Source organism: Chromohalobacter sp. (genome assembly GCF_039830575.1).
GTDB lineage: Bacteria > Pseudomonadota > Gammaproteobacteria > Pseudomonadales > Halomonadaceae > Chromohalobacter > Chromohalobacter israelensis.
Map to the genome: position 1 here is coordinate 215,010 of NZ_JBDOOX010000007.1, position 20,144 is coordinate 235,153.

Consider the following 20,144-nt stretch of genomic DNA (forward strand, 5'->3'; position numbering starts at 1 on the left):
CGGCTCTCGGGACGCGGTTGGCGTCTCAGTCGAGTGCCGCCTGCCAGCGTTCGGCGTCGATCTCGATCAACGTCGGCGAGGTGCGCGAGACCTTGCTGAGCGCGAGGTCGAGCGCGGCGGGGGATTCGACCCGGTGCGAGACGAGGCCGAACCCGTCGGCCAGACACTGGAAGTCGGGCGGCGTGGGGTCGACGCCGACGCGGGCGACGCCATGCGCATCCATGTAGCGGCGGATTTCCTCGTAGCCGCTGTTGTTCCAGAGCACCACGACGACCGGCAGGCCTTCGTCGACGGCCGTGGCCAGCTCGCTCAGGGTGAACATCGCGCCGCCGTCGCCGACCAGAGCCACGACCGGCGTGCCGGGAGCGGCGAGCTGGGCGCCCAGCGCCGCCGGCAAGCCGTATCCCAGGGTTCCGTAACCGGTCGAGGCGTTGAAGTAACGCCGCGGCGCCGCGCGCTCGACGAGGTGATTGCCGGCATAGACCGGCGCCGTGGAGTCGCCGACGAGAATGGCCTCCGGCAGTGCCTTGTCGAGGGCCGTGTAAAGCGGCACGAAAGGCGCCATGTCCGGGCGTTGCGGCAGGGCCAGCGCCTCGTGCACGGCGCGCACGCGGGCCGCTCCCTGGCGCGCGAGCGGCGCGGGGAAATGCGCCGCCAGTGCCTCCAGCGCGGCCTGGGCGTCGCTGACCAGCCCCAGGGCCGTCGCCTGGTTGCGCACCAGTTGCTCGGCCTCCAGGTCGATGCGGATGAGGCGACCGGTCAAGGTGAAGCCGTCGTCGAATACCACGTCGTAATCGGTTTCGCCGAGCTCCGTGCCCACGGCGAGGATGACGTCGGCATCGCGTGCCAGGGCGCGTACCTCGGGCCAGGTGGCGTTGGCGCCGAGGTCGAGGGGATGCCCGCGCCCGAGCACGCCCTTGGCATTGATCGTGGTCACGGTCGGCGCGTCGAGATGCTCGACCAGGGTGCGTGCCGCTTTTGATGCCTCCGCGCAGCCCCCGCCCAGCAGCACCAGCGGCGCCTGCGCCTGGCGCAGCCATTCGGCCGCCAGGGCGATGCCTTCGGGATGCGTGCCGGCACGGTACAGTCGTGTCGGCGCGGCGGTGTCGGGGAGGTCGATGGGGGCCTCGAAGAGATCGATGGGGATCTCGATGTGCACCGGCCCGGGTCGTGCCGACTGGAACACCGCGAAGGCGCGGGCGAGCACCTCCGGCAAGGCGCTCGGGTCGAGCAGGGTGTGGCTGAAACGGCTGACGCCCGCCAGCACGCTCTGCTGGCTGGGCAGCTCGTGCAGGCGACCCTGGCCGCGTCCCAGGGTGTCGCGACGATTGACGCTGGAAATCACCAGCATGGGCACCGAGTCGGCGAGTGCCTGGCCCATGGCGGTGGCGATGTTGGTCATGCCCGGGCCGGTGATGATGAAACACACCCCGGGCTTGCCGCTGGCGCGGGCGTAGCCGTCCGCCATGAAGCCCGCGCCCTGCTCGTGGCGCGGGGTGACATGACGCAGGCCGCCTGTCTCCAGGCCGCGATAGAGCGGCACGGTATGCACGCCGGGGATCCCGAAGACGGTGTCCACGGCGTAGCGGTCACGCAGCAGCCGGACCAGGGCCTCGGCGCAGCTGACCTGGGGCGAAGACGAGGCGGATGTCTCGTGTGTCATGGAGCGCTCCTTACGCGACCAGCCAGTGGCCCATCACGACGATGATCGGCAGGGTGATGGCGGTGCGCAGCAAGAAGATGACCACCAGCTCCCAGAGCTTGAGCGGGATCTTGGACTTGAGCAGCAAGGCGCCGATTTCCGACATGTAGATCAACTGCGTCAGCGACAGGCAGGCGATCACGAAGCGGGTCAGTTCACTCTCGATGTCGCTGGCCAGCACGGCGGGCAGGAACATGTCGGCGAAGCCCACCAGGGTCGCCGGGGCGGCCGCGGCGGCCTCGGGGATTCGCATCCATTCGAGCACCGGCACCATGGGATAGGACAGCCAGGTGAACAGCGGCGTGAACTCGGCCAGGATCAGGGCCACGGTCCCGATGGCGATGACCAGGGGCAGCAGGCCGAAGAAAATGTCGGCCACGTTCAGCAGGGCGTGCCGCACCAGCTGGCGCGGGCCGGGGGCCTGGTCGGCCCGTGAGACGGCCATGCCCAGGCTGTAGCGGAACAGGCCCTGCGAGCCGCTGTGTTCCTCGACGAGGCGGCAGCCCACCGGCTCGTAGTAGGTGTTCGGCTTGCGCGACAGCGGCGGCAGGCGCGGCACGATCACGGCAGCCACCAGGCCCGCGACCACGACGGTGAGGTAGAACGGGATGAAGAGGTGGTTGATGCCGATGAAGCTGGTCACCAGCAGCGCGAAGGCAATCGAGACGATGGAGAAGTTCGTCGCGATGACCGAGGCTTCGCGGCGGTTGTAGAAGCCGCGTTCGTACTGCTGGGTGGTGATCAGTACCCCCACCGTGCCGGAGCCCATCCACGAGGCGGTGGCGTCGATGGCGCTGCGGCCGGGGAGCCCGAAGATCTTGCGAAACGGCACCCGTACCAGGCTGCCGATGAACTCCATGAAGCCGAAGTCGACCAGAAACGGCAGCAGGATGGCGGCGAAGAAGAAGAACGTCAGCAGCACCGGGGCCAGATCGTTGAGCATGACGCCGCCAGTGAAGGAGGCGGTCACGAACTCGGGGCCGACCTGAAAGTAGGTCATCAGCGCGAACAGTGCCCCCAGCGCGCGCATCACGGTCCATAACGGCGCCACGTCGAACAGTTCGTTGAGGGCGCCCTCGCGGGACCAGCCCGGCTTGGCGGCCTTGACGTAGAGCGTCAGCAGGACAGAGAGACAGAGCACCAGCGTGGCGATGGCGGGCAGGGCATCGCCGAGCCAGGCCTGGAGCCCGTCGGCGAGCATGCCCATGCCGATATTGATGGTATCGCCCGTCGAGAAAGGCACCAGGAACATGCCGACGCCGATCAGCGAGGGAATCAGGAATTTCAGCAGCCCGCGCGGGGTCAGCCGTGTGTTATCGGGGTCGCCGCCGCCAGTGGCGGTGGAATCGAGGGATGCAGACATAGGTGTCACCACTTGTTGTTGTATGGCCCCCGGTATTGGGGGCATGGGCTCAGCGGCGCTTGACGCCGGGCAGCACGCAGAGCATTTCGTAGAGCAGGGTGGCGCCCATCAGCGCGGTATTGCCGCTGGGGTCGTAGGGCGGCGCGACCTCGACCAGGTCGCCGCCGACCATGTTGAGGCCCTGGACGCCGCGCACGATCTCGAGCCCCTGCGGCATGGTCAGGCCGGCGGCCTCGACGGTGCCGGTGCCGGGCGCCACCGAAGGGTCGAGCCCGTCGATGTCGAAGGACACGTATACCGGGCCATCGCCCATCTGCTCGCGGACTTCGGCCATCAGAGGCTCCAGCGACTTGTGCCAGCATTGCTCGGCGGTCACGACGCGGAAGCCCTGCTCGCGGCACCAGTCGAAGTCGTCGGCGGCGTAGCCGGTGCCCCGCAGGCCGATCTGCACCACGCGCTGGCTGTCCAGCAGGCCTTCTTCCTGGGCGCGACGGAACGGGCAGCCGTGGGCGACTTCCTCGCCGAACATGTGCTCGTTGACGTCGGCATGGGCGTCGATGTGGATCAGGCCGACGGGGCCGTGCTTGCGGGCCATGGCGCGCAGGATCGGCCAGGTCAGGGTGTGGTCGCCGCCAAGGGTCAGGGGCACGGCGTCATGCGAGAGCAGCTCATGGTAGAAGTTCTCGATGATGCCGATGCTTTTCTTGAGGTCGAAGGTATTGATCGGCACATCGCCGATATCGGCGACCTGCAGGCTGTCGAATGGGGCTGCCCGGGTGGCCATGTTGTAGGGGCGCAGCATGCGTGATTCATCGCGAATCTGGCGCGGTCCGAGGCGGGTGCCGGGCCGGTTCGAGGTGCCGATGTCCATGGGGATGCCCACGAAGGCGGCGTCGAGTCCCTGGGCGCTTTCCTGCGTCGGCAGGCGCATCATGCTGGCGGGACCGCCGAAGCGTGGCATGTCGTTGCCACCTAGCGGTTGGTTGAAGCGCGGGGTGTCGTGCTCGCTCATGCATTTCTCCTGGCAGTCAGCGCGGTTTTTGTGTGGCACTTGCCTGTACTCCATCACGAAGTTGCACGAAACATGCCAAGTCTCGCCAACGGAAAATCAATGGGTTAGCACAAAAGGCGATGCAAAAATGTATTGTTATCGTGCCCTGGGTGATTCACTATTGAATTGCGATGCAATAGTGAATCGAGAGACGACATGCCCGACCACGATATCGAGGCCCAGACCCTGAAGGCGCTGGTGCATACCGGACACGACCATGTGTTCATCGTCGATGCCGGCGGCCAGGTGCTGGATGTCAGCCCCGGCAGCGCCGCGGTATACGGCATGAGCCGCGAGGCGCTGTGCGAGACCACGGTGTACGAGCTGGAAGCGCGTGGCGTGCTGTCGCCGTCGGTATCGCTGGAAGTGATACGCACGGGGCAGCCGGCTCAGGTCATGCAACGTACCGGGACGGGACGCCAGGTGATCGCCGAGGCGCACCCGGTCTATGCGGGGGGCCGGCTGGTGCGGGTCATCAGCCGCTCGATGGACATGACCGATCTGCGGTTGCTGCAGGACGAGTATGCGCTGCTCCAGCGGCGCTTCAACGAGCACCTCAAGCGCGGCGGCAGTCCCACGGCGGGAGAGGCGCTGGAGCTGGAGTCCCTCGAGGTGCGCAGTCAGGTCATGCACGAGGTGGCCCAGCTGCTCAAGCGCGTGGCGCCGACCGACGCCACGGTCTTGATGCTGGGCGAGTCGGGAGTCGGCAAGACGGCCTTCGCGCGTCAGTTGCACCGCTGGAGTCGCCGTTGCGAGGGCGCCTTCGTGGACGTCAACTGCGCGGCCATTCCCGAATCGCTGTTCGAATCCGAGATGTTCGGGTATCAGCCCGGGGCCTTCAGCGGCGCCGCACGCATGGGCAAGGCGGGGCTGCTCGAACAGGCCCACAAGGGCACGCTGTTTCTCGACGAGATCGGCGAGCTGCCCCTGGCCATGCAGAGCAAGCTGCTGAACGTCATCCAGGACGGCTATCTGACGCGACTGGGCGATACCCGTTCGCGGCGCGTCGACTTTCGCCTGGTGGTCGCCACCAATCAGGATCTCGCACGCTGCGTGGAGGAGGGGCGTTTCCGTCTCGATCTCTACTATCGCCTGAACGTGATCCCCGTGACCCTGCCGCCGCTGCGCGAGCGCCGCGAGGACATTCCCGGCCTGGCGGAGCGCCAGCTGGCCCGGCTCAATCAGCGCTACGGCATGGACAAGGTCCTGCACCCGCGGGTCTGGCCGGAACTGATGGGCGGCGATTGGCAGGGCAACGTGCGCGAGCTGGAGAATTGGCTCGAGCGCGCCTGGCTCTCGGCCGAGGGAGGCGTGATTGGCGCCCCGGTCGACGAGAGCCATGAAGGCGATACCGGCCTGTCGGCCCCCGCGAGCACGGCGACGGCTCATGGTGCGGGGAGTCCGCTGGTGGAAGGGCGCACCCTGCGCGAGGCGCTGGCGGCCGTCGAGGCCGAGATCCTCGCCGACCTGGCCGCACGCCTGCCGAGCACCTACTCGATCGCGGAGCGCCTGGGCATCAGCCAGCCCAGCGTGGTGCGCAAGCTGCGCCGGCATGGTCTGACCATCAAGCCATCACCCTAAAATGCTCTATGGCACCGCCTGTGGACGCAAAACCGGCATGCAGTAGAGCGCATGCCCCTCCCCCTATTACCTCGGCGTCTTGTGTTTTGGGACGCTCGCCTGATCGGCAATTCCTGTCCTTCTCCCGAAAGGGGCTTCGCAAGAGAGCGTGCCTTGACCTGCCAATTTATAATGATAAATTGACGATGATGCTTGATCCATGACCATAACAAGGACAATGCCATGAGTACTCATCAACAGGCGCCGGTACAGCGCAACAAGAAGTGGTACCGCACGGTTCCCGACCCCATGGTGCTGATCTTCATGATCCTGCTGGCCACCTATGCGCTCACCTTCGTGGTGCCCGCCGGCGAGTATCAGCGGGTCGAGGCGGATGGCCGCACCCGGGTCGTTCCTGGCTCCTTCGAATACCTCAGCGACGTGAGCCCCATCTCGCCCTTCGATATCTTCGTCGCCGTGCCACGCGGCCTCAACGAGGCGTCGCTTTATCTGTTCATCGTGTTCATCGCCGGCGGACTGTTCCACATCCTGCAGCGCACCGGAGCACTCGAGAACGCCATCGGGGTGGCGGTCAACCGGGTCGGGGTCGAGCGGCGCAATCTCATCATCACCGTGGGCACCTTCATCTACGGCTTCTTCGGCGTCGCCGTGGGCTTCGAGAACAACATCGCGCTGGTGCCGATCGCGGTGCTGATTGCCGGCGCGATCGGCTGTTCCAGCCTGGTCGGTACCACCATGGCCGTGGGCGGTATCGGGATCGGCTTCGCGCTCTCGCCGATCAACCCTTACACCGTCGGCGTGGCTCAGGGCATTGCCGACCTGCCAACATTCTCCGGTGCCTGGCTGCGGACTCTGATGGTGGTTTCGTCGCTGGCACTGCTGTCGCTCTATATCTGCAAGTGGGTGGTCAGGATGGACTTCGAGGAGCCCGACGACACCAGGATGATGAGCAAGGCGCTGCATGAGTATCGGCTTTCCCGGTGCGACAAGATGACCCTGGCGGTGTTCGTGCTGGGCCTGGCGGCGATGCTGGTGGGCGTGTTCACGCTGGGCTGGTACATCAACGAGATCGCCGGGATGTTCCTGCTGATCGCCATCGTGATCGGCATCGTCAACCGGCTCTCGGCCAACGAGATCGTCCGGCAGATGATGGAGGGTGCCTCCAGGGTCACGCCCGGGGCACTGGTGATCGGGCTGGCCGCGTCCATCCAGGTGCTGCTCGATCAGGCCCAGATCATCGACACCATCGTGCATGCGCTCAGCGGCCTCATCGAGGGGATCCCGAGTGCGCTGGCGGCGATCATGGCGAGCGTGGTGCAGGGCGCGATCAACCTCTTCGTGCCCTCGGGCTCGGGCCAGGCGCTGGTTACCATGCCGATCCTGATTCCGGTGGCCGACCTGATTGGCATGAGCCGTCAGTTGATGATCACCGCTTTCCAGGTCGGTGATGGCCTGACCAACCTGATCGTGCCTACCTCGGGCGGTACCCTGGCCATGCTGGCGTTGGGGCGGGTCTCCTACGAGAAGTGGCTGAAGGCCATCCTGCCCTTCATGGTTCTGGTCTACATGCTCGCCTGGGTCGGCCTGACGATTGGCCACTACGTCGGTTACTGAGCTCCGCCATGACCCTGTCACTGATCCACGTGCAGCCGGTTTCCGGCACGGTTGCTGCGCTGACCGCCACCGCTGGCGTGGCGGTGGGCGGTTACGTCCATCATGCCTGGCGCGGCCTGGGCGCCTGCGCCACCCAGGGGTTGGCCACCAATCCCTGGTATCCGGAGGGTGTTCGTCGCGCGCTGACCCAGGGATATACGGCACAGCGAGCCCTGCAACAGGCAACGGGCCAGGATGACGGCGCGTCGCGTCGCCAATGTCTGGTGATGGACGCCAGCGGCCGGGCCGCGGTGCATAGCGGCGAGGCCAACCTGCCGGTGGTTGCCGCCGAACTGCGCCCGACGGTGGCCGCGGCCGGCAATATGCTGGCCAATGGCCAGGTCGTCGCGACGCTGCTGCAACGCTTTCTGACCCTGACCTGCGACAACCCCCACGAAGCCTGGGCGTCCCGCGCTGCGCCGCGCTACCGCGACGATTACGAATCGCGGCTTCTCGAGACCCTGATCGAGGCCCTGGACGCCGCGCTCGACGCCGGCGGCGACCGGCGCGGGACGCGCTCGGCCGCCCTGCGGATCGAGTCCTTCAACGTCGCGCCCATCGACCTGCGCGTGGACTGGGACGAACGTCCCGTCGAGGCGCTTCGCTCACTCGCGGGACGCGTGCGCGCACCGGACTTCGCCGAATTCCTCGCCTCGCTGCCCCGCCAATGATGCCAGGAGGCACCATGAACGATTCCAAGCACCCGGTAAGCCTGGGTCAGCAACTGATGGCGCGTCTGGATGAAGCCGCGCGATATTCACAGCCCGGCGCAGGTGTCACGCGACTGTTCTGCTCCGAGGAGCATCGCCGGGTACTGACGTTGATCGGCGACTGGATGCGCGAGGCCGGCCTGACTCCGGAGCTCGATGCCTCGGGCAACCTGGTGGGCCGCAACGCCCGGGCGCTGGCCGGCGAAAGAACGCTGATTCTCGGCTCCCACCAGGACACCGTGATCGAAGGTGGCAAATATGACGGCATGTTGGGCGTGGCGCTGCCGCTGCAGGCCCTGCAGGCGCTGAAGGAGGAGGGCATCGAACTTCCCTACGGAATCGAGGTAGTGGCCTTCGGCGACGAGGAAGGCACCCGCTTCCAGTCGACCCTGATCGGCAGTCGCGCCCTGGCCGGTACTTTTCAAGTGGAAACCCTGGATGCCAAGGATGTCGATGGCGTGAGCCTTGGCGAGGCATTACGCGACTTCGGCGGTGACCCCGGCGCCATTCCCGCCCTGGCACGCGCGCCCGAGCAGGTGCTGGGCTTCTGCGAGGTACATATCGAGCAGGGGCCCGTGCTCGAGCAGCGGGACCACGCCGTGGGCGTGGTAACGGCGCTGACTGGTATCGAGCGCCATCGGATCACGCTCACAGGCAAGGCAGGGCATGCCGGTACCACTCCGATGCCGGGGCGTCACGATGCCCTGGTCGGTGCCGCGGAAATGGTGGTGGAAGCCGACCGAGTGCTCAATGCCACCCAGGAACTGGTCGGCGTGATCGGCAAGCTGGACGTGCGACCCAATGCCGTGAATGTGATTCCTGCCGAAGCGACCTTCACCCTGGAGCTTCGCTCGCCCGATCCTCGGGTGCGGCGAGTCGGGCGCGAGCAACTGCTTGGCACCTTTGCCGATATCGCCGAGGTACGCGGACTTTCGCTCGACATGCAGCCGACCTACAGTGCCGAGGCAGTGAACTGCGCCGACTGGATGGTGGAGGCGCTCGAGGGAGCCTGTGAAGAATGTGGACAGCCCGCTGAGCGATTGTTCAGCGGTGCCGGCCACGATGGGCTTGCGATGCACGACGTGACCGACATCGGCATGCTGTTCGTGCGTTGTCGCGGTGGCTTGAGCCACCATCCTGACGAAGCCATCACTACCGAGGATGCCGAGGCGGCCACGCGGGTAATGATGGCTTTCCTGTGCGGGCTTCCGGCGCGGATTTGATGCGCCTCACGTCTCGGGCAGGAAGTCGCGGCGAACCTGAGCCTCCTGAGTGTCCATCACCGCCTGGGCCGACAGCATGTGCTCGTGCATGATCCGTCTGGCCCGCTCGGCGTCTCCGGCCTCGATGGCATCGAGCAATTCGGCATGGAAGCGGCATCCGGTCTGGCCGAGATCATGCGTGGCGGGCTCATAGAGCCGCCGGTAGATAGTCAGATCCGACAGTACTTGAATGGTAAAGCGGATGATGAAGCAGAGTAGAGGGTTGTCGCCTGACAGCTCGGCAAGCATCAGGTGGAAGTTCAGCGAATCGAGATGCTGTTGACGCTCCTCCTCAGCATCGCGGGCGGTATTGGCATAACTTTCCAGACTGGCGCGAAGCCTTGCCATGTCCGCGGGATCGACCTGGCCGGCCAGTGACGCCGCCAGTTCCGGCTCCAGTGCCTGGCGAATCTGGTAGATATCGCGTATCGAGATGTCCTGAAAGAACAGGTAATGACTCAGCAACGAGATCGCCCTGGATTCGCTCATGGCACGTACGAAGGCGCCGCCGCCGGGGCCGGTACGCGTCTCCACCAGCCCTTGGGCCTCCAGCACTCGGGTGCTCTCCCGTACGGTACCTTTCGACACCTCCAGCCGCTCCATCAGTTCCGCCTCGCCGGGCAGCCGATCACCAGGTTTGAGCTGCCTTTCGACGATCCAGCGTTTGATGGTTTCTGCCACCTGGTAGGGGCGTCGTTTGTGGGAGCTGCCAGTCATGAGAGCATGCCGCCTGATGAAGATGGAAAAACCTGAGAATAACAGAGCCGTACGGGGCACCGGCATGGTCAGAAGGTCGCGTCGCGCGGCCTGATCAACGCAAGACGCCTCCCCGGGGGGAGGCGTCCTCTGCCTCGATGCGGCGACGCGCTATCGCCACCGCGGTTCTAGGGCAGTTCCTCTTCCTCGCCATCTTCCTTCTGGGTCGGAATCAGGTCCTTGCGTTCCAGATTGACCACAAGCAGCAAGGCGGCGGAGACATAGACCGACGAGAAGGTCCCCGCCACGATGCCCAGGATCAAGGCGATCGAGAAATTGTGAATCATGTCACCGCCGAGGAAGAACAGGGCCAGCAAGACCAGCAAGGTCGTCCCCGAAGTGGACATGGTGCGCGCCAGCGTCTGGTTGATCGCATCGTTGAAGATCTGGGGCATGTCATCGGTCTGCGACCGCCGGATATTCTCGCGGATACGGTCGTAGACGATGATGGTGTCGTTGAGCGAGTAACCGATCACCGCCAGCACCGCGGCAAGTACCGTGAGGTCGAAGTCGAGCCCCAGCAGCGCGAAGATCCCCAGCACGATCACCACATCATGGCCCAGCGCGATCAGAGCGCCGAAGGCGAACTTGTACTGGAAGCGGAAGGCGACGTATACCATCACCACCGCGAGCGCCAGCAGCATGCCCAGCCCGCTCTGATCGCGGAGCTGATCGCCGACCTGGGCGCCGACGAACTCGGCGCGGACCAGCTGCACCGAGTTGGTGTCGGTGTTCAGGATGTCGACGACCTGCTGGCCGACCTCGTTGTCGAAGGTCTGCTGGAGACGCACCAGAATGTCGTTGGTGGCGCCGAAGGTCTGGACCTGAACATCCTCGAACCCGGCGCTTTCCAACTGGCCACGCAATTCGTCCAGCTCCGGTGCCTGCTGATAGCGGACTTCCACCAGGGTGCCCCCGGTGAAATCCAGGCCCAGGTTGAGCCCCTTGAACGCCAGCGCGCCGACGGCAATCACCGTGATCAGCACGGAGGCAATGAAGGCTATGCGGCGTTTGCCCATGAAATCTAACTGTCGCATCGCTCGCTCTCCTCAGATCCAGATTTTCTTCAGCGGGCGCCCGCCGATGGTGAGGTTGATCATGGCGCGCGACACCATGATGGCGGTGAACATCGACGTCAGGATGCCCAGCGACAGCGTTACGGCGAAGCCCTTGACCGGGCCGGTGCCGATCGAGAACAGGATGACCGCGACCAGCAAGGTGGTGATGTTCGCGTCGACGATCGAGGTGAAGGCACGCTCGAAGCCGGTATGAATGGCCTGTTGCACCGGCATCTTGGCGCGTAGCTCCTCGCGTATTCGCTCGAATATCAGGACGTTGGCATCCACCGCCATGCCCAGGGTCAGGACGATGCCGGCGATGCCGGGCAGGGTCAGCGTGGCGCCGAGCATCGACATGGCGGCGACCAGCAGTACCAGGTTCAGGCCCAGCGAGACGTTGGCGACCACGCCGAAGGCCTTGTAGCGCGCCAGCATGAACAGCACCACGAGCAGCAGGCCGACTTCCACCGACATGATGCCCTGGGCGATGTTCTGCGCCCCCAGGCTCGGGCCGATGGTGCGCTCTTGGGCGAAGTAGATCGGTGCCGCGAGAGACCCGGAGCGCAGCAGCAGGGCCAGGTCACCGGCCTCGCTGGCGGATTCGAGTCCGGTGATGCGGAAACGATTGCCCAGCGTGCTCTGGATGGTGGCCAGGCTGATGATGCCGCGCTCGGTATAGGCCTCGCGCTTTTCGACTTCCTCGCCGTCTTCCATGACCGTGCGGGTGCGGGTCTTGTGCTCGATGAAGACGACCGCCATGTTGCGCCCGATATTGGCGCGCGTGGCACGACTCATCATCGAGCCGCCGGTACCGTCGAGGTTGATGTTGACCTGCGGACGGTTGTTTTCGTCGAAGCTCCGGCTGGCGCTGGACACATGGTCGCCCGTCACGATGATGTCACGCATCAGGTCCGCGCTGCGGCCCTCATCATTGCGGAAGGGGAGCGTTTCGATCTCGCGCTCCGGCGTGTCCGGCCGTGCCTCCAGGCGGAATTCCAGATTGGCGGTGGCGCCGACGATGCGCTTGGCGGCGGCGGTGTCCTGCACGCCGGGCAGCTCGACGACGATGCGGCTGGGGCCCTGGCGCTGCACCAGAGGCTCCGAGACGCCGAGTTCGTTGACACGGTTGCGGATCGTGGTCAGGTTCTGGTTGACGGCATAATCCTGCAGGTCCTGCACGGCCTGATCGGTGAACGTCATCGTCAGGCTGGCGCCACGTTCGGTATCGGGCGTGCTGTATTCGAAATCCGGGAACTGGTCGGTGATCAAGCCACGCGCCGCGTCGCGGTCGTCGGCGTTGGCGAACTGGAAGGTGATCGCGCGTCCGTCGATGCTGGTATCGCGATACCGGATGCGCTCGTCGCGAAGCAGGTCGCGCACGGCGCTGGCATTGGCTTCGAGGCGCTGCTCGACGGCCGCATCCATGTCCACCTCGAGCAGGAAGTGCACCCCGCCCTGCAGGTCGAGCCCCAGTTTCATGGGCGTGGCGGAAAGCGCCTGGAGCCAGCCGGGGGTGGCGTCGGCCAGGTTGAGTGCCACGGTGTAGGCGTCGCCCAGGCGTTCGTCGATGATCTCGCGGGCGGCGACCTGCTGGCCGGCCCGTTCGAGACGAATCAGGGCGCTGTTGCCATCCAGCTCGCTTTGCTTGATGGCGATGTCCTTGTCCTCGAGTGCTTGAGTCAGGCGGTCGAGACGCTCTTGGTCGAGCGCGGCGCCGCTGGCGGTGCTGCTGATCTGAACGGCGGGGTCGGCGGGGTAAAGATTGGGTAACGCGTAGATGAGGCCGACGAGGAGTACGACGAGTATCAGCAGATACTTCCACAGGGGATAACGGTTGAGCATGGAAGCCCTGTCCTTGTTGCTGACGCAGAAGACAACCACCGACCCGGGGCCGGTGGCGATGAGGAGGAGCGCTCACGCCCCTCCTGATAGGGGATCAGATGGACTTCAGGGTGCCCTTGGGCAGCACCGCGGCAACGGAGCTCTTCTGAACGTTCACCTCGGTACCCTCGGCGATTTCCATGCTGATGAAGTCATCGCCGACATTGGTGATGCGTCCCATCAGGCCGCCCCCGATGACGATCTCGTCACCCTTGGCAAGGTTGCCGATCAGCTGTTTGTGCTGCTTGGCACGCTTGGCCTGCGGACGCCAGAGCAGGAAGTAGAAGATCAGCACGAAGCCGACCAGCATGACGATCTGGGCAATGCCGCCGCCCGCCGGGGAGGCGTCCTGCGCATGAGCTGCGGGAATGAAAAACTCCAGCATGGATTGTTATCTCCGGATAGTGGTGGGGTGAAAAGTGAGTGCGCGAGACAAGGCCTCGACGGTGTCCATTCACGCTGCCAGCGGCGGCACCGGCATGCCTCGCCGTGCGTAGAAGTCCTCGACAAAGGCAGTCAATGTACCCGCTTCAATGGCAGTGCGCAAACCAGCCATCACGCGCTGGTAATAGCGCAGATTGTGGATGGTATTGAGCATCGCGCCGAGCATTTCCCCGCAGCGGTCCAGGTGGTGAAGATAGCCGCGCGAGAAGTGTTGGCAGGTATGACAATCGCAATCCGCCTCGAGTGCCTGTGTCGAGTGACGGTGCTGGGCATTGCGGATCTTGACGGTGCCCTCGGCGGTGAACAGATGCCCGTTGCGCGCGTTGCGCGTGGGCATCACGCAGTCGAACATGTCCACCCCGCGCCGTACGCCCTCGACCAGGTCCTCGGGCTTGCCGACGCCCATCAGGTAACGGGGCTTGTCGTCGGGCATCCAGCCCGGCAAATAGTCGAGTACCTTGAGCATCTCTTCCTTGGGTTCGCCCACGGACAAACCGCCGATGGCGAGCCCGTCGAAGCCGATGTCCAAAAGCCCCTTCAGGGAGCGCTCGCGAAGCTCGGGGTACATGCCGCCCTGGATGATGCCGAACAGCGCCGAGGGCGAGTCGCCGTGCGCGATGCGCGAGCGCTCGGCCCAGCGCAGCGACATCTCCATGGAGCGCTTGGCCTCTGCCTCGGTGGCCGGGTAGGGCGTGCATTCGTCGAAGATCATCACGATGTCCGAGCCCAGCGAACGCTGTACGGCCATCGATTCCTCGGGGCCCATGAAGACCTTGGCGCCATCCACGGGGGAGCGGAAGTGCACGCCTTCCTCGGTGATCTTGCGCATGTCGCCCAGCGAAAAGACCTGGAAGCCGCCCGAGTCGGTGAGGATCGGCTTGTCCCACTGGGCGAAGTCATGCAGATCGCCGTGCGTCTCGATGACCTCGGTGCCGGGGCGCAGCCATAGATGAAAGGTATTGCCGAGAATGATCTCGGCACCGATGTCCTTCACCGACTGGGGCGTCATGCCCTTGACCGTGCCGTAGGTGCCCACCGGCATGAAGGCGGGCGTTTCCACCGTGCCGCGCGGAAAGGAGAGACGACCGCGCCGCGCCTGTCCATCCTGGGCCAGGCGCTCGAAACGCATGAAACATTCGTTACGCATGAGAGTTCTCGGGAAAGGGATGTGAGGACGCCGACCGATTCAGGAACATGGCATCGCCGTAACTGAAGAAGGCATACCGCTCGGCGACGGCGGCGCGATAGGCGCGCATCACCTGAGAGTAGCCCGCGAATGCCGAGACCAGCATCAATAGCGTCGACTCGGGAAGGTGGAAATTGGTGATCAGGGCATCGACGCACCGCCATTGATAGCCGGGATAGATGAAGATGTCGGTGTCGCCCCGAAAGGGCGCGATGCGGCCATCTTCCTGCCCCTGGCTGGCGGTTTCCAGGCAGCGCACGCTGGTCGTGCCCACGGCGATCACGCGTCCGCCGCGCGCCCGGGTGACCTCGACCTGCCGACATAGCGTCTCGTCGACTTCCAGCCATTCGCTGTGCATGTGGTGCTCGCGAATGTCGTCCACGCGGACCGGCTGGAAGGTGCCGGCGCCGACGTGCAGGGTCACATAGCCCATGTCCACGCCGCGCTCGCGCAACGCCTCCAGCAGCGGCGTATCGAAATGCAAGCCGGCGGTGGGCGCGGCGACCGCGCCTTCGCGCCGTGCGTAGACCGTCTGGTAGCGCTCGCGATCGTCGAGTTCGTCCTCGCGGTCGATATAAGGCGGCAGCGGCATGTGGCCGTGGTTCTCTAGCAACTCGATCATCGGCGTCTCGCCCAGGAAACGCAGCTCGAACAAGGCGTCGTGGCGCGCTTCGACGACCGCGTGCACGTCACCCTCGAAGATCAGCTCGGTCCCGGGCCTGGGGGCCTTGCTGGCACGCAGGTGCGCGAGGCCGCGATGCGCGTCCAGCGGCCGCTCCAGCAGCATCTCGACGCGCCCGCCGCTGGCCTTGTGGCCGAACATCCGGGCGGGGATGACACGGGTGTCGTTGAACACGAGAAGATCGCCGGGCGCGAGATGCGTCAGCAGATCGGTGAAGCGGCGGTGGGCGATATCGCCGGTAGCATCGTCCAGGCACAGCAGCCGGCAATCGCTGCGGGTCTCGGACGGATAACGGGCGATCAACTCATCGGGGAGATCGAAATGGAAATCGGCGCGCTGCATGGGAGCTGAAGGGAACGACCTGGCATCGGAAAACGGACATCGGAAATGAGCCACGCTCGGCGTGCGCTCGACGAAGGCGGCCTATGATAGTCGAGACGCGCCACGAAGTCAGGCCCGGTGATTGACGTCGCCCGCCTGCTCCGTATAATACGTCCCCGCTGCCCGGGTGGCGAAATTGGTAGACGCAGGGGATTCAAAATCCCCCGGTGGGGACACCGTGTCGGTTCGAGTCCGACCCCGGGCACCAAGGAAATCAAGCACTTAGCATTTCCCTCCTTCGCTTGGTTTCACCTGCTTTTCCTCAAGTGTCCACATTTTGTCCGCATCGATGATGGTCGGGCCATATTTCTTGCCTCTTTGTCCTTGATACCCGCACCCGCTGCGCGTTGGAGCACCGTTCTCCATGGTCGGCGATGGCGTTGCTGTGCGCTCAAATATCAGAATATCTTTTATTAAGCAATAATGTAGAGACGACAATGATCCTCTATCCTGAGAGTGAGTCACGTGGAGGGCGGCCACCACATCGCTGGGGCGTGGCCGCGTGGTATCCCGCCTTCATGAGTGAGGTGAGGGATCACGATCATTCAAGGAGAAACGACTTGGCTACTTCGACATCTTCCCGCGGTGCTGGCGGCCTGTTCGCCAAGCTCGTGGGTATCATCGTTGCGCTCGTCGGCCTCGCGCTGGGCGGCGGCGGGCTTTATCTGGCGGTACTGGGGGGCTCCTGGTACTACCTGATCGCGGGGGCGCTGATGCTCGTCTCCGGCATTCAATTGCTGCGTGGCCGTATGTCCGGCGCCTGGCTCTATGGCCTCGCGTTCGTGGGGACGTTCATCTGGGCGGCCTGGGAGTCCGGGCTCAATTACTGGCGCTGGATTCCGCGTCTCGACGTGGCGTTGATCCTGGCGATTCTGGTGGCCTTGATCATGCCGACGCTCAAGGGCGGGCCGTCGCGCAAGACGGGCCTGTCCGTGGCGGGGGTATTGTGTCTGGGGTTGATCGTCGCGGGCGCCTTGGCGTTCGTGCCGCGTGGCTATCAGCAGTTCGCGGAGGTACCCGCGGTCGCCGATGGCTCGTTGGCGACCGATGTCGGCGATGCCCAGCCGGCGGATACGCCGGATGCCGGGGACTGGGTGGCCTACGGGCGCGACAGCGCGGCGACGCGCTATTCGCCTCTCGACCAGGTCACGCCGGAGAACGTCGGCGATCTCGAGGTAGCATGGCAGTATCGCACCGGTGACTTGCTCGATCATCGCTGGGGGGCCGAGACCACGCCGCTCAAGGTCGGTGACGACGTGTTCCTGTGCACCTCACGCAATATCCTGATCTCGCTCGATGCTGCCAGCGGCGAGGAAAACTGGCGCTACGATCCGCAAGTCTCCGAGGATGCCATTCCCTACACGGCGGCCTGCCGTGGCGTCACCTACTACGAAGTACCGGACGAGCGCCTCGACGAGCTGGCGGATACGAACGGCGACACGCAGCATTGCCGTGCCCGCATCATTTCCGGGACGCTCGACGGCCGCATGCTGGAAGTCGATGCCGCCACCGGCAAGCCGTGCACCGGCTTCGGCGACGATGGACAGGTCGACATCAAAGAGAACATGGGCGAGACGCCGGACGGCTACGTCTCCATCAACTCCGCGCCGGTGGTGGTGCGCGATGTCGTCGTCACTGGTCACCAGGTGCTCGATGGGCAGCGGCGTTACCCGCCCTCCGGCGTGATCAAAGGGTTCGATGCGGTGACCGGGGAACTCGAATGGGCCTGGGACGCGGCACGTCCCGATCGGAGTGAACCGCTCAGCGGTGACGAGACCTACACGCGTGGCTCGCCCAACATGTGGACCACCGCCGCCGGTGACAGCAAGCTCGGTCTGGTCTATCTGCCGATGGCCAACAGCGCTGCCGATTACTGGAGCAGCTCGCGTACGCCGGAAGAAAATGAGTGGGCCAGTTCGATGGTGGCGCTCAATGTCGAGACAGGGCTGCCCGAGTGGCACTTCCAGACCGCCCACAAGGACGTCTGGGATTACGACCCCGGTTCGCAGCCGACGCTGATCGACTTTCCCACCGACGAGGGTGAGGTACCGGCGCTGGTCATGCCCACCAAACAGGGCGAGATCTACGTCTTCAATCGCGAGACTGGCGAACTGCTGGGCGGTGGCGCCGAAGAGCGTCCGGTGCCCCAGGGTGGTGCCGAGCCGGAGGAACGCAGCAAGACCCAGCCCTTCTCGAACTATGCCACGCTGCGTCAGCCCGACATCGACGAGAAGGACATGTGGGGCATGTCGCCGTTCGATCAACTCTTCTGCCGCATTCAGTACCAGCAGGCCAGCTGGAAGGGCATGTACACGCCGCCCACCGCCGACCAGCCGTGGATTCAGTACACCGGTTATAACGGGGGCTCCGACTGGGGCAGTGTCGCCATCGATCCGCGCCGCGGCGTGATGATCGCCAACTACAACGACATGCCCAACTACAACGAACTCGTGCCCCGCGCGGTGGCCGATGCCAAGGGCTGGAAGCCCCGCGAGGAACTGGAAAGCGATAGTGGCGGTGCCGAAGGTGCCGGCGATCCGCAGGCCAATACGCCCTATGCGATCAACGTCAACGCCGGCTGGCGGGTGCCCTATACGGGCTTGCTGTGCAAGCAGCCTCCCTATGGCCACATTCGTGCCATCGAACTGGCCAGTGGCGATACGTTGTGGGATCGCCCGCTGGGCACCGCGCGCGCCAATGGCCCCTGGGGAATCCGCTCGGGGCTGCCCATCGACATCGGCACGCCCAACAACGGCGGCTCCGTGGTCACGGCGGGTGGCCTGATCTTCATCGCCGCGGCGACAGACGACCTGATCCGTGCGATCGACATCGAGAGTGGCGAAACCGTGTGGCAGGCGCCGCTGCCCGCCGGCGGTCAGGCCAATCCGATGGTCTACGAGGCGAATGGACGCCAGTATCTGGTGATCGTCGCCACCGGGCACCACTTCATGCAGACGCCCAGTGGCGACTACGTGATCGCCTACGCCTTGCCCGACGACGCCTGATCGCGTTTTCGGCAACTCGAGATGAACGCCCCGGCCCCATGGCCGGGGCGTTTTGTCTTACGGCGTGGTGAACCCCGCGACGGCGGGCATGGCCTCGAACGCCGGACGCGCGTAATAGAAACCTTGATGCTGCACGATGCCGGCTTCTTCATGCAGCCACTTGGCTTCCTCACGGCATTCGATGCCTTCGGCCACGAGGTCAATCTCCAGTTGCGTGGCAATATCGGCGACCGCCTTGAGCAATATCTGGCGGCGTGTGTCCTGATGACAGCCCATGACCAGTGCGCGGTCGATCTTGAGCTTGTCGGGGCGCAGGTCGGCGAGCAGGTCGAGGTTGGCGTGTCCCTTGCCGAAATCGTCCAGAGCGGTGGTGAATCCCATCTGCCGGTAGGTGTCGATGATGCTGCGCAGGTGCCCGCGATCGCTCACGTTCTCGACTTCGGTAATTTCGAAGACCAGGCGTTCGGTGGGCCACCCCACGCGTCGGGAGACGTCCAGCGTGGCCTGGATGCAGGCTTCGGGGGCGTAGACGGCATTGGGCAGGAAGTTGATCGACAAATCGCTTTTCATGTCCAGCCCGCTGGCCAGCTCGATGGCCTTGACGCGACAGGCCTGATCGAAGCGGTAGAGCAGGCTGTCGGATACCTGGGAGAGCACCCGGTAGGCAGATTCGTCACCGGGGCCACGGACCAGGGCCTCGTGGGTGATGACCTGTTGCCTGGCGACATCGACGATGGGCTGAAAGGCCATGCTGAAAGCGAAGGGCAAGGGGTGGTCGCAACGCTTGCAGTGATGGTCGGTGCGCGCGCAATGGGTCATGCCTACCTCCATGTTCTCGTGTTTCGACCCCTGCACGATGCCTGGCGCGCCATGGGTGTCGGGCGTGTCGGGCGTCGTTTAAGATAGGGTGTCTTCTATCCGTATTGTATGATGTTGAGGCGCCTGCGATGCGTCGTCGAGCGCACGGCGTTGTACCCAAGAGCACGATCTTCCTGGACAAGGAGTTCCGATGAAATCTGCCAGTCTTACCCTGCTTGCGCTTGCCACCTTGATGACAGGGTGCGCCATGCAAGGCGGCGATGCCGACCGCGCCGAGCAACACACTCAGATTTACCAGTGCGAAGGCGATACGTCACTATCGGTGACCTATTTTCAGTATGCCGGCGACACCGACCGCGCCATGCTCAGTTACGCCAACGATTCTATCCCCATGCACCGCATCGGCGCATCGCAGTATGCCAGCGATGACGAACGACTGGCCTATACCTGGCAGCTCGATGACGATACGGGCACATTGTACCGCGACGATGACGGTGAACGTCGCGTCGTCGAACAAGCCTGTCAGGGGCGTGCGCAGAACGCGGACCGTTGATCTCGTGATGCCGACCCAGCACGACCTGCGGCTGTCGTCACGATGGTTCCCGGGCGG

General features: G+C 64.8%; 16 protein-coding genes and 1 tRNA gene. 7 read left to right on the forward strand and 10 right to left on the reverse strand.

The window, feature by feature from the left end; all coding sequences use genetic code 11:
- Nucleotides 1–25: 25 nt before the first annotated feature.
- From ABGX75_RS06185 to speB, 3 genes are read right to left on the reverse strand one after another with little or no spacing between them, the layout of a single operon-like run.
- A complete protein-coding gene (locus ABGX75_RS06185) occupies nt 26–1,663 on the reverse strand; it encodes a 5-guanidino-2-oxopentanoate decarboxylase (protein WP_347411277.1) in 1,638 nt (545 codons plus the stop codon).
- A 10-nt stretch (nt 1,664–1,673) separates the two neighbouring features.
- The gene (locus ABGX75_RS06190; protein ID WP_224114293.1) at nt 1,674–3,065 is read right to left on the reverse strand and encodes a YjiH family protein; all 1,392 of its coding nucleotides are present in this window, start codon (nt 3,063–3,065) and stop codon (nt 1,674–1,676) included.
- 49 nt (nt 3,066–3,114) lie between these two features.
- A complete protein-coding gene (gene speB, locus ABGX75_RS06195; protein WP_011508130.1) occupies nt 3,115–4,077 on the reverse strand; it encodes an agmatinase in 963 nt (320 codons plus the stop codon).
- A 195-nt stretch (nt 4,078–4,272) separates the two neighbouring features.
- On the opposite strand from speB, the gene ABGX75_RS06200 reads away from it, so the two are divergent.
- The 4 genes from ABGX75_RS06200 (at nt 4,273) to ABGX75_RS06215 (ending at nt 9,283) form a co-directional block, all read left to right on the forward strand.
- Nucleotides 4,273–5,697, forward strand: coding sequence for a sigma 54-interacting transcriptional regulator (locus ABGX75_RS06200; protein ID WP_347411278.1), 1,425 nt, complete (start codon nt 4,273–4,275; stop codon nt 5,695–5,697).
- 222 nt (nt 5,698–5,919) lie between these two features.
- Entirely contained in the window at nt 5,920–7,311 is a 1,392-nt protein-coding gene (locus tag ABGX75_RS06205) for an AbgT family transporter (protein ID WP_224114295.1), read from the forward strand.
- Between the two features lie 8 nt (nt 7,312–7,319).
- A complete protein-coding gene (locus ABGX75_RS06210; RefSeq protein ID WP_224114296.1) occupies nt 7,320–8,021 on the forward strand; it encodes a DUF1028 domain-containing protein in 702 nt (233 codons plus the stop codon).
- 14 nt (nt 8,022–8,035) lie between these two features.
- Nucleotides 8,036–9,283 (forward strand): M20 family metallo-hydrolase, encoded by a 1,248-nt coding sequence (locus tag ABGX75_RS06215; protein ID WP_224114297.1) that lies wholly within the window; start codon nt 8,036–8,038, stop codon nt 9,281–9,283.
- Between the two features lie 6 nt (nt 9,284–9,289).
- On the opposite strand, the gene ABGX75_RS06220 is transcribed toward ABGX75_RS06215, so the two are convergent.
- The 6 genes from ABGX75_RS06220 to queA all read right to left on the reverse strand — a co-directional run bounded on the left by ABGX75_RS06220 (nt 9,290) and on the right by queA (nt 15,671).
- The gene (locus ABGX75_RS06220) at nt 9,290–10,039 is read right to left on the reverse strand and encodes a FadR/GntR family transcriptional regulator (protein ID WP_224114298.1); all 750 of its coding nucleotides are present in this window, start codon (nt 10,037–10,039) and stop codon (nt 9,290–9,292) included.
- A 167-nt stretch (nt 10,040–10,206) separates the two neighbouring features.
- On the reverse strand, nt 10,207–11,115 hold the full coding sequence (gene secF, locus ABGX75_RS06225) for a protein translocase subunit SecF (RefSeq protein WP_347411279.1): 909 nt from the start codon (nt 11,113–11,115) through the stop codon (nt 10,207–10,209).
- Between the two features lie 12 nt (nt 11,116–11,127).
- On the reverse strand, nt 11,128–12,978 hold the full coding sequence (gene secD / locus ABGX75_RS06230; protein ID WP_347411280.1) for a protein translocase subunit SecD: 1,851 nt from the start codon (nt 12,976–12,978) through the stop codon (nt 11,128–11,130).
- A 94-nt stretch (nt 12,979–13,072) separates the two neighbouring features.
- Nucleotides 13,073–13,402, reverse strand: coding sequence for a preprotein translocase subunit YajC (gene yajC / locus ABGX75_RS06235; RefSeq protein ID WP_035413446.1), 330 nt, complete (start codon nt 13,400–13,402; stop codon nt 13,073–13,075).
- Between the two features lie 69 nt (nt 13,403–13,471).
- Nucleotides 13,472–14,590: a tRNA guanosine(34) transglycosylase Tgt gene (gene tgt / locus ABGX75_RS06240; protein ID WP_110061116.1), complete on the reverse strand. Its 1,119-nt coding sequence runs from the start codon at nt 14,588–14,590 to the stop codon at nt 13,472–13,474.
- Between the two features lie 10 nt (nt 14,591–14,600).
- Complete coding sequence (gene queA / locus ABGX75_RS06245; protein ID WP_347411281.1) at nt 14,601–15,671, reverse strand: tRNA preQ1(34) S-adenosylmethionine ribosyltransferase-isomerase QueA; 1,071 nt, start codon at nt 15,669–15,671, stop codon at nt 14,601–14,603.
- A gap of 160 nt (nt 15,672–15,831) precedes the next feature.
- Between queA and ABGX75_RS06250 the strand changes: the two genes are divergently transcribed.
- Nucleotides 15,832–15,918: transfer RNA gene (locus tag ABGX75_RS06250), tRNA-Leu, on the forward strand.
- A gap of 352 nt (nt 15,919–16,270) precedes the next feature.
- Nucleotides 16,271–18,715, forward strand: coding sequence for a membrane-bound PQQ-dependent dehydrogenase, glucose/quinate/shikimate family (locus ABGX75_RS06255; RefSeq protein ID WP_347411282.1), 2,445 nt, complete (start codon nt 16,271–16,273; stop codon nt 18,713–18,715).
- 57 nt (nt 18,716–18,772) lie between these two features.
- On the opposite strand, the gene ABGX75_RS06260 is transcribed toward ABGX75_RS06255, so the two are convergent.
- Nucleotides 18,773–19,534 carry an EAL domain-containing protein gene (locus ABGX75_RS06260; RefSeq protein WP_035413449.1) on the reverse strand — a complete coding sequence of 254 codons (762 nt, stop codon included), beginning with the start codon at nt 19,532–19,534 and terminating at the stop codon, nt 18,773–18,775.
- Between the two features lie 190 nt (nt 19,535–19,724).
- Here ABGX75_RS06260 and ABGX75_RS06265 point away from each other — a divergent pair, with 190 nt between their 5' ends.
- Nucleotides 19,725–20,087, forward strand: coding sequence for an MliC family protein (locus tag ABGX75_RS06265; protein ID WP_035413450.1), 363 nt, complete (start codon nt 19,725–19,727; stop codon nt 20,085–20,087).
- The last annotated feature ends 57 nt before the right edge of the window (nt 20,088–20,144 follow it).

Bases quoted from the DNA above. Each gene is read 5' to 3' on its own strand.
- ABGX75_RS06210 (WP_224114296.1), top strand. From the start codon at position 7,320: ATGACCCTGTCACTGATCCACGTGCAGCCGGTTTCCGGCACGGTTGCT.
- ABGX75_RS06260 (WP_035413449.1), bottom strand. From the start codon at position 19,534: ATGACCCATTGCGCGCGCACCGACCATCACTGCAAGCGTTGCGACCAC.
- ABGX75_RS06220 (WP_224114298.1), bottom strand. From the start codon at position 10,039: ATGACTGGCAGCTCCCACAAACGACGCCCCTACCAGGTGGCAGAAACC.
- queA (WP_347411281.1), bottom strand. From the start codon at position 15,671: ATGCAGCGCGCCGATTTCCATTTCGATCTCCCCGATGAGTTGATCGCC.
- speB (WP_011508130.1), bottom strand. From the start codon at position 4,077: ATGAGCGAGCACGACACCCCGCGCTTCAACCAACCGCTAGGTGGCAAC.
- ABGX75_RS06185 (WP_347411277.1), bottom strand. From the start codon at position 1,663: ATGACACACGAGACATCCGCCTCGTCTTCGCCCCAGGTCAGCTGCGCC.
- ABGX75_RS06205 (WP_224114295.1), top strand. From the start codon at position 5,920: ATGAGTACTCATCAACAGGCGCCGGTACAGCGCAACAAGAAGTGGTAC.
- tgt (WP_110061116.1), bottom strand. From the start codon at position 14,590: ATGCGTTTCGAGCGCCTGGCCCAGGATGGACAGGCGCGGCGCGGTCGT.
- ABGX75_RS06215 (WP_224114297.1), top strand. From the start codon at position 8,036: ATGAACGATTCCAAGCACCCGGTAAGCCTGGGTCAGCAACTGATGGCG.
- ABGX75_RS06265 (WP_035413450.1), top strand. From the start codon at position 19,725: ATGAAATCTGCCAGTCTTACCCTGCTTGCGCTTGCCACCTTGATGACA.
- secF (WP_347411279.1), bottom strand. From the start codon at position 11,115: ATGCGACAGTTAGATTTCATGGGCAAACGCCGCATAGCCTTCATTGCC.
- ABGX75_RS06190 (WP_224114293.1), bottom strand. From the start codon at position 3,065: ATGTCTGCATCCCTCGATTCCACCGCCACTGGCGGCGGCGACCCCGAT.
- yajC (WP_035413446.1), bottom strand. From the start codon at position 13,402: ATGCTGGAGTTTTTCATTCCCGCAGCTCATGCGCAGGACGCCTCCCCG.
- secD (WP_347411280.1), bottom strand. From the start codon at position 12,978: ATGCTCAACCGTTATCCCCTGTGGAAGTATCTGCTGATACTCGTCGTA.
- ABGX75_RS06200 (WP_347411278.1), top strand. From the start codon at position 4,273: ATGCCCGACCACGATATCGAGGCCCAGACCCTGAAGGCGCTGGTGCAT.